This is a genomic window from Actibacterium sp. XHP0104 (assembly GCF_025751515.1).
GTDB lineage: Bacteria > Pseudomonadota > Alphaproteobacteria > Rhodobacterales > Rhodobacteraceae > Actibacterium_D.
On the sequence record NZ_JAOWLE010000008.1, the window covers coordinates 1 to 14,217 of the forward strand.

13 protein-coding genes, 1 tRNA gene and 1 pseudogene are annotated in these 14,217 nt (G+C 65.0%); 4 read left to right on the forward strand and 11 right to left on the reverse strand.

Annotated features, from left to right (window positions below; translation table 11 throughout):
• Positions 1-266 precede the first annotated feature (266 nt).
• Positions 267-1,898: an alpha-D-glucose phosphate-specific phosphoglucomutase gene (locus tag OE856_RS12080; protein ID WP_263716389.1), complete on the reverse strand. Its 1,632-nt coding sequence runs from the start codon at positions 1,896-1,898 to the stop codon at positions 267-269.
• Between the two features lie 91 nt (positions 1,899-1,989).
• A complete protein-coding gene (locus tag OE856_RS12085; RefSeq protein WP_263716390.1) occupies positions 1,990-2,910 on the reverse strand; it encodes an AEC family transporter in 921 nt (306 codons plus the stop codon).
• Between the two features lie 179 nt (positions 2,911-3,089).
• On the opposite strand from OE856_RS12085, the gene OE856_RS12090 reads away from it, so the two are divergent.
• Positions 3,090-3,455 (forward strand): hypothetical protein, encoded by a 366-nt coding sequence (locus OE856_RS12090; protein ID WP_263716391.1) that lies wholly within the window; start codon positions 3,090-3,092, stop codon positions 3,453-3,455.
• A gap of 298 nt (positions 3,456-3,753) precedes the next feature.
• On the opposite strand, the gene OE856_RS12095 is transcribed toward OE856_RS12090, so the two are convergent.
• The 9 genes and pseudogenes from OE856_RS12095 to OE856_RS12135 all read right to left on the reverse strand — a co-directional run bounded on the left by OE856_RS12095 (position 3,754) and on the right by OE856_RS12135 (position 10,793).
• Positions 3,754-3,829: transfer RNA gene (locus tag OE856_RS12095), tRNA-Thr, on the reverse strand.
• A 96-nt stretch (positions 3,830-3,925) separates the two neighbouring features.
• Entirely contained in the window at positions 3,926-4,762 is an 837-nt protein-coding gene (locus tag OE856_RS12100; RefSeq protein ID WP_263716392.1) for a ferredoxin--NADP reductase, read from the reverse strand.
• A gap of 32 nt (positions 4,763-4,794) precedes the next feature.
• A complete protein-coding gene (locus OE856_RS12105; protein ID WP_263716504.1) occupies positions 4,795-5,223 on the reverse strand; it encodes a DUF934 domain-containing protein in 429 nt (142 codons plus the stop codon).
• A 33-nt stretch (positions 5,224-5,256) separates the two neighbouring features.
• Positions 5,257-5,991, reverse strand: a pseudogene (locus OE856_RS12110) (phosphoadenylyl-sulfate reductase); the annotation flags it as partial.
• Entirely contained in the window at positions 5,981-7,657 is a 1,677-nt protein-coding gene (locus tag OE856_RS12115) for a nitrite/sulfite reductase (RefSeq protein WP_263716393.1), read from the reverse strand. The pseudogene OE856_RS12110 and the gene OE856_RS12115, both read right to left, overlap by 11 nt.
• Positions 7,657-7,959, reverse strand: a complete 303-nt coding sequence (locus tag OE856_RS12120) for a DUF2849 domain-containing protein (RefSeq protein WP_263716394.1) — start codon at positions 7,957-7,959, stop codon at positions 7,657-7,659. The genes OE856_RS12115 and OE856_RS12120 overlap by 1 nt, the downstream gene beginning before the upstream one ends.
• Positions 7,956-9,353: a siroheme synthase CysG gene (cysG, locus tag OE856_RS12125; protein ID WP_263716395.1), complete on the reverse strand. Its 1,398-nt coding sequence runs from the start codon at positions 9,351-9,353 to the stop codon at positions 7,956-7,958. Before cysG ends, OE856_RS12120 begins: the two co-directional genes overlap by 4 nt.
• 289 nt (positions 9,354-9,642) lie before the next feature.
• Positions 9,643-10,281, reverse strand: coding sequence for a ChrR family anti-sigma-E factor (locus OE856_RS12130; protein ID WP_263716396.1), 639 nt, complete (start codon positions 10,279-10,281; stop codon positions 9,643-9,645).
• Entirely contained in the window at positions 10,278-10,793 is a 516-nt protein-coding gene (locus tag OE856_RS12135; protein WP_263716505.1) for a sigma-70 family RNA polymerase sigma factor, read from the reverse strand. The genes OE856_RS12130 and OE856_RS12135 overlap by 4 nt, the downstream gene beginning before the upstream one ends.
• 239 nt (positions 10,794-11,032) lie before the next feature.
• Between OE856_RS12135 and OE856_RS12140 the strand changes: the two genes are divergently transcribed.
• The 3 genes from OE856_RS12140 to OE856_RS12150 are packed head-to-tail and all read left to right on the forward strand — an operon-like array spanning position 11,033 to position 14,213.
• Positions 11,033-12,313 carry an NAD(P)/FAD-dependent oxidoreductase gene (locus tag OE856_RS12140; RefSeq protein WP_263716397.1) on the forward strand — a complete coding sequence of 427 codons (1,281 nt, stop codon included), beginning with the start codon at positions 11,033-11,035 and terminating at the stop codon, positions 12,311-12,313.
• Positions 12,310-13,056 carry a DUF1365 domain-containing protein gene (locus tag OE856_RS12145; protein ID WP_263716398.1) on the forward strand — a complete coding sequence of 249 codons (747 nt, stop codon included), beginning with the start codon at positions 12,310-12,312 and terminating at the stop codon, positions 13,054-13,056. Before OE856_RS12140 ends, OE856_RS12145 begins: the two co-directional genes overlap by 4 nt.
• Complete coding sequence (locus OE856_RS12150) at positions 13,056-14,213, forward strand: SAM-dependent methyltransferase (RefSeq protein ID WP_263716399.1); 1,158 nt, start codon at positions 13,056-13,058, stop codon at positions 14,211-14,213. The genes OE856_RS12145 and OE856_RS12150 overlap by 1 nt, the downstream gene beginning before the upstream one ends.
• The last annotated feature ends 4 nt before the right edge of the window (positions 14,214-14,217 follow it).

Here is a 14,217-nt window from a genome sequence, read left to right on the forward strand (position 1 = left end):
ATTTTCCGTCCCGCTAGCCCTAAGATCCGTTCCCGAACCGCCAGGCTGGCGTCCCAACCGCGCCTCAGCGCCGCCGGTGAAGGGGTATTTACGGATTGAGCCGACAGGCCGCAAGAGCTTTTTGAAGGAATTCCGCAGAAAAATGCGAAAATATCTGCGGACCCCTTATTTTCAGGCGTTTCGCTGCATCGCGGCGCGGGCGGTAACGGCCTTGCCCCGCATCAACACCCCGGCATGCCCCCGGAAAACCCGACTCGCCCCCCGATTCAGGTAATTACATCCGGCGACTCGCGGCCGGTTCGGGCTCGAATCCCGGCCAGTTCACCCGCTGCGGCGATGATTCCGGCCAAGGCCTCTTGCGATTCCATACCCAACCGCGCCGCATCGCTTTCATAGCGTTCCAGATAGACCCGCAGCGTGGCGCCCTGGGTGCCGGTGCCCGACAGGCGGAACACAGCGCGCCCGCCGCCATCGAACCCGATGCGAATGCCCTGCCCGCCCGTGTGCGAGCCATCGACCGGGTCGTCATAGGCAAATTCATCCGCGCCGCTCACCGTCATGCCGGCCACCACCTGCCCCGGCAGATCGGGCAGACGCGCCCGCAGGTCATCCATCAACCTGGTCGCCGCAGTGCTGTCGATACCTTCGTAATCATGGCGGCTATAATAGTTGCGGCCAAAGCGGGCCCAGTGCTCGGCTATCAGACTGGCCACGCTGACCCGGCGGGCGGCCAGAATGTTCAGCCACAGCAGCACCGCCCACAGCCCGTCTTTCTCGCGCACGTGGTCGCTGCCGGTGCCAGCGCTTTCCTCGCCACAGATCGTCGCCCGCCCGGCATCCAGAAGCGTGCCAAAGAACTTCCACCCCGTGGGGGTTTCAAAACAGGGGATGCCCAGCGCCTCGGCCACGCGATCAGCGGCGCCCGAGGTCGGCATCGACCGGGCAATACCTTTCAGCCCGTGCCGATAGCCCGGCGCCATATGGGCATTGGCCGCCAGCACGGCCAGACTGTCAGAGGGCGTGACGTAACAGCCCCGCCCCACGATCATGTTGCGGTCGCCATCGCCATCGGAGGCCGCACCGAAATCGGGCGCCTCGGCGCCCATCATCAGATCCATCAGCGGCTTGGCCCAGATCGGGTTGGGGTCGGGATGACCGCCGCCGAAATCGGGGCTGGGCGTGGCGTTGATCACGCTGCCCGCCGGCGCGCCCAGCTCGCCCTCGATGATCGCGCGCGCATAGGGCCCGGTCACCGCATGCATCGCGTCGAACCGCATCTGGAACCCCGAGGCGAACAGCGCCCGGATGGCATCAAAGTCAAAGAGGCCCTGCATCAGTTCCTTATAGTCGACCACGGGGTCGACCACCTCGACCACCATCCCGGCCAGGGCGGTTTTGCCGGGGCGCGACAGGTCGACATCCTGCGCCTCGACGATGTGGTATTCACTGATCTCTTGCGTCGCGGCAAAGATGCGGTTGGTCACATCCTCGGGCGCCGGCCCGCCGTTCGAGATATTGTATTTGACGCCAAAGTCCTCGTCCGGCCCGCCGGGGTTGTGGCTGGCCGACAGGATGATGCCGCCATCGGCCCGGCGCTGGCGGATCAGGTTCGACGCGGCCGGGGTCGACAACAGCGCGCCCTGCCCCACGATCACGCGGGCCGCACCGCTGGCCGCCGCCATCCGCAAAACCACCTGCGCCGCGCGATCATTGAAATAGCGCCCGTCGCCCCCCAGAACCAAGACCTTGTCATGCACACCACCGATCCCGTTCCAGATGCTCTGGATGAAATTCTCGAGGTAATGCGGCTGCATGAACTGCCGGGTTTTCTTGCGCAGGCCCGACGTGCCCGGTTTCTGCCCGTCGATCGGCTGTGTCTTTACAGTGGTGATCTTCAACCCTGCCTCCTGTCGATCCGGGCAGCGTGCCCGTTGGTGTTTGCGCGCAGCAAGGCGCATCCTTGGGCCTAGGTCAACAGCCCCGCGCGCGTCAGGGGAAAATCAGCGCCATCCACACCGAAAGCGTCACGAAAGACAGCGCCGTCGCCGCTACCAGCGCCGAGGCGGTCATCATCTCGACCCCGGCGCGCTGACCAAAGATCGGGTAGATCGTGAACATCGGCATCGCCGCGAACAGCACGCCCCCCGCCCGCATCTGCGGGTCCAACCCCGGCACCAGCGCCAGCGCGCCCATCGCCAACAGCGGATGCAGCACCAGCTTGCCCAGCAGGATCACCCCCAACCGGTCAGCCAGCCCCTGAAACGGCAGCGCCGCTAGCGTGCCGCCGATCACGAACAACGCCAGCGGCGCCGACACCCCGGCCAGCAGGCCAAGCACCCGGTCCAGCATCGGCGGCACAGTCGCCCCCGAGCCCGAGATCAGCAGAGCCACCGCCAGGGCCGCAAGGATCGGGTTGCGCAAAAGGCTGGCCAGCACCTGCCCCACCACACGCCCGCGCCCGCCGCGCGCCACGTCTGAAATCACCATCGCCAGCGGAATGATCAGCATGATCTCGACGATCATGCATTGCGCCATCAGCTGCGCACCCAGCGCCGGGCCCAGCACCATCGACCCGATCGGATAGCCCATGAAGCCCGTGTTCGATGTGGCCGCGCCCAGCCCGGCCATCGCCGCCTCGGACATTCCGCCCCGCAACACCCGCCGCGTCACGATCAGCGCCAACAGCATCACCGCCAGCGATGCGCCCGCATAGGCCAGCACGAAACCCGGCTGCACCGCCTGGCCGAACGGCAACCCTCCGATCGACCGGATGATCAGCGCCGGCAGCGCGACACGCACGACGAACGCGCCCAGCGGCCTGATCGTATCGGCCCCCACATAGCCCGTTCGCACCGCCGCGAACCCGACCGCCACCAGCACAAAGATCGGCGCGATAGTCTGAAACATCATTGTCCCTCATCCGGGCCACCCTTGACCCGACTCGCCCATTGGGAGGACACTGATACGATAACTTCAACTGTTTTATCTGGCCGGCTTAGTGCGGCGTTTGATATGCCTTTCAACTGTGCGGCTGTCGGTTCGACAGATCACCGCGCGCGTCTCTCCGGGTTCGGCCAGGGGAGGGGACAATGGATATTCAGCAATGCGCCGTGGCTTGCGCCTTGACCGTGGCCACCGGCATGGCTCAGGCGCAAGAGCCCGATCAGGCCTTTCTGACCACCGTGATGCAACACTATGAATGCAACGAGATGGCCCGCCTCGCCATCCTGTCACCAGATGACTCGACCCGCTGCGCGGCCAACTTTCTGCGTGTTAAGCTGCATTTCATTCCCGAGATCGACCAACAGGCCTATGCCCGCCTGCCCCCATCCGAACGCACCCGCATCAATCGCCACGCCTATGCGGCCTTTGCGGAATGGCAGGCCACCCACACCCGCACCGTGCGCCGCCTGCGCGAAATGGCCGGGCTCTTTGCCTGCCCACGGATGTGCTGACGGCCGCCGTGATCCGCCGAAATGGACCATGAGCCTGGGCGACCTGCCCGGCGCGGCGCGCACCTGTGTGGCCCAGGCTGAATCCGTGCGCGGCAAGGTGCTGATCTGGATCACGGGCCGCGATCGACGCGTTTTTTGAATGCATCTGAGGGCCAAAACACGACAGGGCAGAATGATGTAGATCCCCACGCCCTGACCTTGCAGAGATCGAATTGGCCTGCGGGTGGCCCGAGACAGCCATGCCTGGCTTGCCCAGCGCGCGCCGCTGACGGGCACGCATTTTATCAGGTGCTGAGAATGGTGCCCCCAGAGAGACTCGAACTCCCGACCCTCTGATTACAAATCAGATGCTCTACCAGCTGAGCTATAGGGGCATAAGGCGCATGTAGCATCGCGGGCATGGCCAGACAAGAGATACGAAAAAGCCGGGCATCTCTGCCCGGCCTTGCATCTCGGATGAGGCGGCGGCCCTACCCCACGAACGCCTTTTCAACGACGAACTCGGCGGGTTCCGAGTTGGCGCCTTCGCGCAGGCCGAAGCCTTCCAGAATCGCCATGATGTCCTTGTTGAAGGCCAGCGATCCGCAGACCATACCGCGGTCGTGCTCGGGGTCCATCGGGGGCAGGCCCAGGTCGGCGAACACCTTGCCCGAGGTCAGGTTGTCGGTGATCCGGCCCATGCGCGGGCTCTGTTCGCGGGTGGTGGTCGGGTAATAGCGCACCTTGTCGCCCACCAGCTCTCCGATCAGCGGGTCCTCGGCCAGGCCCTCGACCAGCTGCCGGCCGTATTCCAGCTCACCGACCTCGCGGCAGGTATGCATGACCACGACCTCGTCGTAGCGCTCATAGGTGTCGGGGTCGCGCAGCAGCGAGGCAAAGGGCGCGATGCCGGTGCCGGTGGCGAACATCCACAGCCGCTTGCCGGGCAAGAGCGCATCCAGCACCAGCGTGCCCACGGGCTTGGGCCGCAGGATGATCTGGTCGCCCACCTCGATATGTTGCAGGCGGCTGGTCAGCGGGCCGTCGGGCACCTTGATCGAGTAGAATTCCAGCTCTTCGTCCCAGCTGGGCGAGGCGATGGAATAGGCGCGCAGAATGGGCTTTTGCTTGCCGGTCTTGGGATCGGGGTCGCCCATCAGGCCGATCATCACGAACTCGCCCGAGCGGAACCGCAGCGACTGCGGCCGCGTCACCCGAAAGGAAAACAGACGGTCCGTCCAGTGCTGAACAGACGTCACGGTTTGCGCGTCGGGAAGGGTGGGAACGGGGCGCGCCTTTTCGGCGGCCACGGCGGTGGTGTCATTCATAGCCATATTCCTGTCAAACGGGCCCGGGCGCCTTAGACGGCGCCGCGCAGGCGGTTCTGATAATCATGCGACTGCCAGGCTGCGCGGGCCTGCCATTGCTCCCACGGCTGGCGCTTGGCCAGTTCGGGGGCGATCTCGACCTCGTCAAAGCCCGAGCGTCGCACCATCGTGTATTGATCGGCGATCACATGGCCACGGGCGCGCAGACGCCCGTTGAACCCCATCAGCCGCAGACGCCGCGCCAGGGTGAACCCGCGCCCGTCCGAGAAGCTGGGGAAATCGACGCGGATCAGATCGACGCCATCGAGGCGCCCGGCCAGGATGGTCGGGTCGGCATCCGAGGCCAGGTCGATCGCGACGGCCGGCGCATCCGCCGCCGAGGTTTCCAGATCGGCCGCGGCGATAAAGCCATGCGCCCAGTCGTCATTCACGAAACCCTGATCGGTGACAATCACGTTCATCGGTTTCTCCTCTTCAATCTCTACCTCGACGGGCAGCGGGCCGCGCACGACCTTGCCGTTGATGAAATGGATGCCGCATTCCTCTTTTTCCTGGTTGCGCCAGCGGCCCGCGCGCGGGTCTTCGCCAGGCTTGACCGGGCTGGTGCAGGGGGCGCAGCCGATCGACGGATAGCCCTTGGCGATCAACGGGTGCCGCGGCAGGCGGTTGTTGATCATGTAATCCTGCACGTCTTCGGGCGTCCAATGGGCCAGCGGATTGACCTTGATGCGGAAATCGCCCTCGTTTTCAAAGAAATCCAGCGCCGCGCGGGTCTGGCCCTGGAACCGCTTGCGGCCGGTGATCCAGGCGTCGAAATTCGACAAGGCGCGTTCCAGCGGCTCGGTCTTGCGCAGGTTGCAGCAGGCATCGGTGTCGGTCTTGTGCAGCAGGCCCTCGGGATCATGGGCGGCCACGGCCTCGGGGCGGGCGCGGATGGTGCGCACGTCGGTCAGGCCCAGCTGCTGCGCCACATCGGCCTGATAGGCCATGGTTTCCTCGAACAGCATCTGCGTGTCGATGAACAGCACCGGCGTCGCGCGGTCATAAAGCGAGATCATGTGCAACAGCACCACCGATTCCGCCCCGAAGGACGACACCAGGGCGATGCGGCCGACGGCCTCGTCGCTCAGCGCGCGTTCCAGCACCGCCTGCGCGGCGTGGTGCTTGTAGCGCTGGTTCAGATAGGCCACCCGGTCATCGACGGTGGCCGTGGTCAGATCAGGCAGCATGTTTCCGGCCTCCGGCCTCGTCGGGGTAAAGCGCGGCCTTGAACGGCTCGGCGCCCAGGCGACGATAGGCGTCAATAAAGGTTTCTTGCGGCCCCTCGCGCAGCTCGAGATAGGCCAGCACTAGGCGTTCGATCGCAGGCACGATCGCATCGGCCGAAAAGCCCGGCCCGGCGCGTTCGCCGATGGCCGCGTTCTCGGTCGCGTCACCGCCCAGGGTGATCTGATAGTTTTCCACCCCGGCGCGATCCAGGCCCAGAATGCCGATATGGCCGACATGGTGATGCCCGCAGGCGTTGATGCAGCCCGAGATCTTCAGCTTCAGCGGCCCGACCTCGTGTTCCAGCTTCAGCTCGTCGAAACGTTCGGCGATCTGCTGGGCAATCGGAATCGACCGCGCCGTGGCCAGCGCGCAGTAATCCATACCGGGGCAGGCGATGATGTCGGACACCAGCCCCACATTAGCCGTGGCCAAGCCGACGGCGGCCAGACGGGCGTGAATGGCGGGCAGATGCGCCTTGTGCACATGCGGCAGCACGATGTTCTGCTCATGGCTGACGCGCAGTTCGTCATGGCCGAATTCCTGCGCCAGATCGGCCATCACGCGCATCTGTTCGCTGGTGGCATCCCCCGGCGTCGCGCCATGCGCCTTGAGCGAGATCGTCACGATCGCATAGCCCGGCTGGCGGTGCTCGGTCAGGTTGGTATCGACCCACGAGCGGAACACCGGGTCGGCCTTGTAGAAATCGTCAAAGCCCTGCGAGTCGGCGGTGATGTAATCGGGCTGGGCAAAGGCCGGCTCGATCTCGGCCAGCAGGGCCTGATCGGCGCCGTTGAACAGCTCGCGGCGCTGAATGAACTCGGCCTCGACCAGATCGCGCACGGTCTCGATCCCGTTCTCATGCACGGTGATCTTGATGCGCGCCTTGTATTTGTTGTCGCGACGGCCCAGCAGGTTATAGACGCTGACGATCGCCTCGAGATAGGGCAGCAGGTCTTCCTTGGGCAGGAAGTCGCGGATGACCTTGCCGACCATCGGCGTGCGGCCCAGACCGCCACCCACGATCACCTCGAACCCGACCTGACCGGCGTCATTACGCACGATGCGCAGACCGATGTCATGGGCCTTGACCACGGCACGGTCATTGGGCGCGCCGGTGATTGCGACCTTGAACTTGCGCGGCAGGAACTGGAATTCCGGGTGGTCGGTCGACCACTGGCGGATCAGCTCGGCATAGGGGCGCGGGTCTTCGATCTCGTCGGCGGCGGCACCGGCGAAATGGTCCGAGGTCACGTTGCGGATGGTGTTGCCGCTGGTCTGGATGGCGTGCATCTCGACATCGGCCAGATCCGACAGAATGGCCGGCACGTCGCGCAGCTTGGGCCAGTTGAACTGGATGTTCTGGCGCGTGGTGAAATGGCCATAGCCCTTGTCATAGGTATCGGCGATATGGGCGAACTGGCGCATCTGGCGGCTGTTCAGCGTGCCATAGGGCACCGCCACGCGCAGCATATAGGCGTGCAGCTGCAGATACAGGCCATTCATCAGGCGCAACGGGCGGAATTCATCCTCGGACAGCGAACCGTCGATGCGGCGCGCCACCTGGCCGGAAAACTGGGCCACGCGCTCGCGCACAAAGGCTTCGTCGAAGTCGTTATATTTATACATTATGCTGCCTCCACCTGTTTGCCGTGGGCATAGTTCGACGGGCCGCGCGTGCGGAACGTTTCGCGAAAATGGGTCGGCTCGGGGCCGTTTTCGCCGGCCTGGGCATCGGCCAGATAGGCGCCGACGACGATATCGCCCTGCCCCTCGGCCAGCTTTAGCCGCGCCTCGGCGCGCTCGGCATCCTCGATCAGCTCGGCCTCGCACATCTGGCGCACCCAGCGATCATCGGCACTCAGCCAAACGGCATCGCCCTCGATCAGGTCATTGGCGGTCACGACTTTGGGGGTGAAACGACGGCTCATAGCGCCAGCTCCCTGGATTGTACGAGTTCATTTGCGGCTTGCAGGGCGGCGCGCGGCGCCAGGCCCAGCAGGATCACGGCGGGGCCATCAACCCCGTCGATATCGGCGGGCAGATCGCTTAGCGTGGTGGCGATGACCCGGCTGTCGGCGCGCGAGGCATTTTCAACCACGGTGATCTGGGTCAGCGGATCGGCGCCATGCATCATCAGGCGACCCTGCAAAAACCGCGCGCTGCGCTTGCCCATGTAAATCGCGGCCACTTCGCCCTCGCGGGCCAGGCTGCGCCAATCCTGTTCGGCAAAGCCCTTGATGTCATGGCCGGTCAGCAGGCGCACCGCGCCGTTGCGGCCGCGCTTGGTCAGCGACTGGCCAATCTGCGCCACGGCGGCCGAGGCGGCGGTGATGCCCGGCACGATGCGCCAGCTGATCCCGGCCTCGGTCAGCGCGTCCAGTTCCTCGTCCAGGCGACCGAACACACCCGGATCGCCGGCTTTCAGCCGCACCACATGCGCGCCGTTGCGGGCATGTTCGATCATCAGGGCGTTGATGTCCTCTTGCGGGGTCGAGGGGCCGAACCCGGTCTTGCCGGCGTCGATGATCAGCGCCTCGCGGCGGGCCAGTTCCAGGATCTCGGGGGCGGCCAGACGGTCGTGGATCACCACATCGGCGCGGTCCAGCGCCTTGCGCGCCTTCAGCGTCAGCAGTTCCGGGTCGCCCGGCCCGGCGCCCACCAGATCGACATGGCCCACGCCCTGCCCCGCCGCGCGATGCTTGGCCAGCAGATCGCTCAGCGCCTCGGGCAAAGCCTCTTCGCCCAGCTCTTCAGCGGCGCGCGGCCCGGCGTTGAAATAGTAGTCGGCCCAGAATTCACGGCGCTTGCGCCCGGCGGGCAGACGTTCGGCCAGCGGGCGAAAGCCTTTGCCGATCCGCGCCAGCAGGCCCAGACGCGGCGACAGGCGCTCTTCGAGGTCGGCCTTGATCGCGCGGGCCAGCACGGGGGCCGCGCCCTCGGTGCCGATGGCGACGGTCACCGGGTCACGATCGACGATCGCGGGGGTGATAAAGGCGCTGTCATCCAGATTGTCGACGATATTCACCAGCACGCCCGCCTCGCGGCCCAGCCAGGCCACATGGGCATCCAGCAGCGCATCCTCTTGCGCGGCATAAAGCAGCGCCGCGCCCACCACGTCGCCGGCTGCAATCTCGCGGCGCAGCAGGGTCAGGCGGCCGGCATCGGCCCAGCCTGCGATCTCGGCGGCGGGGGTTTCGGCGTAGACAAAGATCCGCGCCTCGGTCTTGAGCAGCAGGCGCAGCTTGGCCACGGCGGCGTCACCGCCACCAACAACCACGATACGCTTGTCGCTGACCGACAGGAAAATCGGAAAATGTTTCATCACACGCCTCATTGATGCATGTGCAGAATATAGTCGATTTTCCCGGTTTTACGCTATATTTCGAAACCAATAAGAAGGATTTCGGCCAGCAAATCCGGTTTACCGGAACTTTTTCCCATTCAGGCGCCATTTACCGCCACCCACTCCTTTTGCAGGTGCGAATTCGGCACAGCCGTCTTAATGCGGGTCACGAAACAGCCCCGCCCAACCATCAAACCGCCGTGATCTCAAGCGCTTTTTTCCGTGTTTTCAGGGGAAATCAGCCGCCAGGCCGCGCGACAAGGCCCGGTCAGATTCGCAGGATCGGCTGCAACATCCGCGGCAGCAGGCTGTTGAACTTCAGCGGCGCGTCGGTGGCGGCAAGGCAGATGCAGGGCATGCCCTTGCCCGCGACGGGGGTGTGTTCCAGATCCTGGTCGGCGATCTCGACATCGCCCACGCCGAACGTGCCGCAATCATCGCTAAAGCTGCCTTGCAGCACCAGGGTCATCTCTAGCCCGTTATGGCCATGATCGGGCACCGCCTGCCCTGCGGGAATGTGCAGCAGCCGCACCGTGCCCGCATCGCTGGCATGGATGATGCGCTGACGGGTGCCCAGCCCCAGCGCGCGCCAGCGCGGCGGCTGGCCGCCCAGCGCCTCGATCACCGGCGCCGGATAGGGGCCGATGGCGCGCGGCTCAGCCCGGGCCGGGGCCGGATCGTCGTCCAACAGGGTCAGCACCGACGCCTTCAGCCCGCCCGACAGATCGGCACATTCAAGCGCCTCAAGCACTACGCCACCGGCGGCCTGTTCGGCCTCTAGCCGGGCGCGGCAGTCGTCGCACATCGACACATGCGCCGCGACCACCAGCGCAAAGGGATGCGGCAGCGCCCCCGATGCATAGGCCGCCAGCAATGGCTGCGAGATATGATGACGGATCGTGTTCATCTCAGTTCTTTCAACTCGTGCCGCAGCCGCTCTAACCCCAGGCGGATGCGTGATTTTATCGTTCCCAGCGGCAGGCCGGTCTGGGCCTGAATCTCGGTATGGCTCAGCTCACCCAGATAGGCCTTTTCGACCATCTCGCGCTGATCGGGCGCCAGCGCGCTTAGGGCTTGGCGCAGCTTGTCGGCCTCTTGCGTCAGCGCCAGCATCTGCCCGGCATCACCCTCGTCCTCTTCCGGCAGGGTCAGGGCCTCGGGCACGGGGCGGCGTTCCTTGCGCACCAGGTCTACCTGCCGGTTACGGGCGATCTGGTAGATCCAGCTGGATACCTGCGCGCGGGCCGGATCGAACTGCGCTGCCTTGCGCCAAGCGGTCAGCAAGACCTCTTGCACGATATCTTCGGCCTCGGCCCCGCTCATCCCGGTGCGCAAGGCCATCGCCTTGATCCGCGGCGCGTAGAAATCAAACAGCTGCGCAAAGGCCTGCTTGTCGCGCCGGTCGCGCACGGCCAGCATCCATTCGGTCTGCCGGGTGGGCGTCGTCTGATCGGTCGTCTTGTCCACGCTCAGAGTCCTGCGCTTGAGGGCCATGCCGGCCACCACCCCTGCGGATGTGTCCGCCCCGTCAGGGGCCCGTTCGATGGTGTCGCTCAACTCCAGCATAACGGGGATACGGGCGCAAAAGAAATCCGGATCAAAATTTGATCCGCCGCGCCTCCGCCCGCGTAAGCCTATAAAACGCAAAAGGATTTCGCATGTCGTTCGATGCCCGCCCGATGAAGCCCCAACGCATCGCCATCATCGGCGGCGGCATTTCGGGCATGGCAGCGGCCTATCTGCTTGCTCCGCAGCACAGCGTCACCCTCTATGAGGCCGCGCCGCGTCTGGGCGGCCACGCCCGCACCATCACCGCCGGGCTGCGCGGCGATCAGCCGGTCGATACCGGGTTCATCGTTTTCAACTATGCCAACTACCCGCACCTGACGCGAATGTTCCGCGATCTCGACGTGCCGGTCGAACGCAGCGACATGTCCTTTGGCGCCTCGATCAATGACGGGGCGATCGAATATGGGCTGCGCGATCTGGGCGCGCTGATCGGCCAGCGCCGCAACCTGCTGCGCCCGGCCTTTGCGCGGCTGGTGCGCGATATCCTGCGGTTCAACGCCTCTGCCGAGGCCGCCGCCCGCGACGACAGCCTGACCATAGCCGAGCTCTTGCGCGAGCTGCGGCTGGGGCGATGGTTCGAGGATTACTACCTGCGACCCATCTGCGGCGCCATCTGGTCGACCCCCGCTGACCAGATCGGCGCCTTCCCCGCCCGCAGCCTGGTGCAGTTCTTTCGCAACCACGCGCTGTTGTCGCACAAGGGTCAGCACCAGTGGTGGACGGTTTCGGGCGGCAGCGTCGAATATATGCGCCGACTGGAAACCCAGCTGCGTCTGCGCGGCGTCACCCTGCACAAGGGCACCCCCGTGCGGGCCGTCACGCGCGACGGTATCGAATGCACGGTCCATGCCACCGGTCAGCCGGCCCAGACCCATGACCATGTCATCATGGCCTGCCACAGCGACCAGGCCCTGGCCCTGCTTGACCGCCCCACCCGACAGGAAACCACAGCCCTGTCGGCCATGCGCTATCAAGACAACCACATGACCCTGCACCGCGACATCCGGCAGATGCCGCGCCGGCGCGCCTGCTGGTCGTCCTGGGTCTATAAGGCGCATCACGATCGCCCCAATGCCGGGATCGGCGTCACCTACTGGATGAACCGGCTGCAGAATATCCCCGAGGATGACCCGCTTTTCGTCACGCTGAATGCCGCCGACCCCATCCCCGACGAGATGATCTATGACCGCAAAACCTTTCGCCACCCGGTCTTTGATCACGCCGCGTTGCAGGCCCAGACCCGCCTGCACGAGATCCAGGGCGACAACAACACCTGGTTCGCCGGCGCCTATACCCGCCACGGCTTTCACGAAGACGGTTTCGCCAGCGCCGTGCGCGTGGCGCGTAAAATGGATAGGCTGTTCGCATGACCCGGCCCGAACATATCGCCGGCCACACCGTGCACTCGCGCCTTGGCGCCATCGCCAACAGCTTTCGCTATGGCGTCGATTACGTGCTGATCGACCCCGATGCCCCGACCGGCCCCGCGCTGTTTTCGCGCAACCGTTTCAACCTGACCGCCGTGCATGACCGCCACCACGGCGGCCCGCGCGACAAGGGGCGCGGCGCGGCATGGGCGCACGAGGTTCTGTCGCGCGCCGGGCTAAGCAGCGACTATGACCTGCGCCTGCTGACCCAACCCAGCATCTTGGGCTATATCTTCAACCCGGTCAGTTTCTGGCTGGCCATGCGTGACGACGCCCTGATCGCGGTGATCGCCGAGGTCAACAACACCTTTGGCGACCGGCACAGTTACCTGTGCCACAAACCCGACTTTGCCCCTCTCACCTATGACGACCGGGTCGAGGCCGAAAAGGTCTTTCACGTCTCGCCGTTTCAGCAGGTCTCGGGCACATATGCGTTCAATTTCGGGCTGACGCCTGACCATATCCGCATCCGTATCGCGCATAAGAACGGCCCCCACGGCGTGATCGCCACCCTGTCGGGCCCGCGCCGCCCGCTGACCAATCGCAGCATCCTCTCTGCCCTCGCCCGCCGCCCCGCAGGCGCGGCGCGCACGATTTTCCTTATTTACTGGCAGGCCTTTAGGCTTAGAATAAAAGGAGCGACCTATCGCACAAGACCGGCCCCACCATCCGAGGAGGTATCGTGATGGCCTATCTTAGCGAGCGCGTGAAACGCGATTTCCTGGCGACCTGCGCGGGGATCGAGCAGGGCAGTTTGCGCCTGATCACCCCCGAAGGCGAGGTGCACCATTTCGGCAAAGGACACCCCGAGGCCGAGATGCACCTGCATGACTGGTCCGTCGTTACCGCCCTGGCCGCGCGCGGCGATATCGGGCTGGGCGAAACCTATGTGGCCGGGCTGTGGGACACCGATTCAATCGACAACCTTGTGCAGATCGCCATTCTGAACATGGGCAATTTCCGCGATTACGCCTATGCCAGCTGGTGGAACACGCTCAAATACCGCGTGGTCGATTGCGTGCTGCGGGCCAATTCGCGCCGCGGCGCCGCGCGCAACATCCGCGCCCATTACGATGTCGGGAACGAGTTCTACCAGCTCTGGCTTGACCCCTCGATGACCTATTCCTCGGCCCTGTTCGACACGGGCGACAACGACTTGATGCGCGCCCAGCACCGCAAATATGACCGCATTCTTGACCATCTCGCCCCGGGCGAGCGCATTCTGGAAATCGGCTGCGGCTGGGGCGGGTTCGCCGAGCGCGCTGCCGATCAGGGGCGGTTTGTCACCGGGCTGACGATCTCGGCCAATCAAAAGGGCTATGCCGATGCACGCCTCGATGGCCGCGCCGACATCCGCATGCAGGATTACCGCGCCACCACCGGCACTTTCGACAACATCGTCTCGATCGAGATGATCGAAGCCGTCGGCATGGCCTATCTGCCCGCCTATTTCCGCACCATCCGCGACCGTCTGGCCCAGGGCGGGCGGGCGATGATCCAGGCGATTACCGTGCCCGACCCCTATTTCGAAACCTACCGTCACGGCAGCGATTACATTCGCCAATACACCTTTCCGGGCGGGATGCTGCTAAGCGACGGGCTGATCGCCGATCAGGCACGAAAGGTCGGGCTGGAGGTGCGCGACAGCTTTGCCTTTGGCCGCCACTACGCGCGCACCCTGCGGCACTGGGATCAATCGCTTGTCGCCGAAACGCGTCGCATCCGCGCCCTGGGCTATTCCGACCCGTTCCTGCGCAACTGGCGCTTCTATCTGGGGCTTTGCGCCGCCGCGTTCGAAACCGACCACACCGATGTGGTGCAGGTCGAACTGGCCCACGCCTGACGCC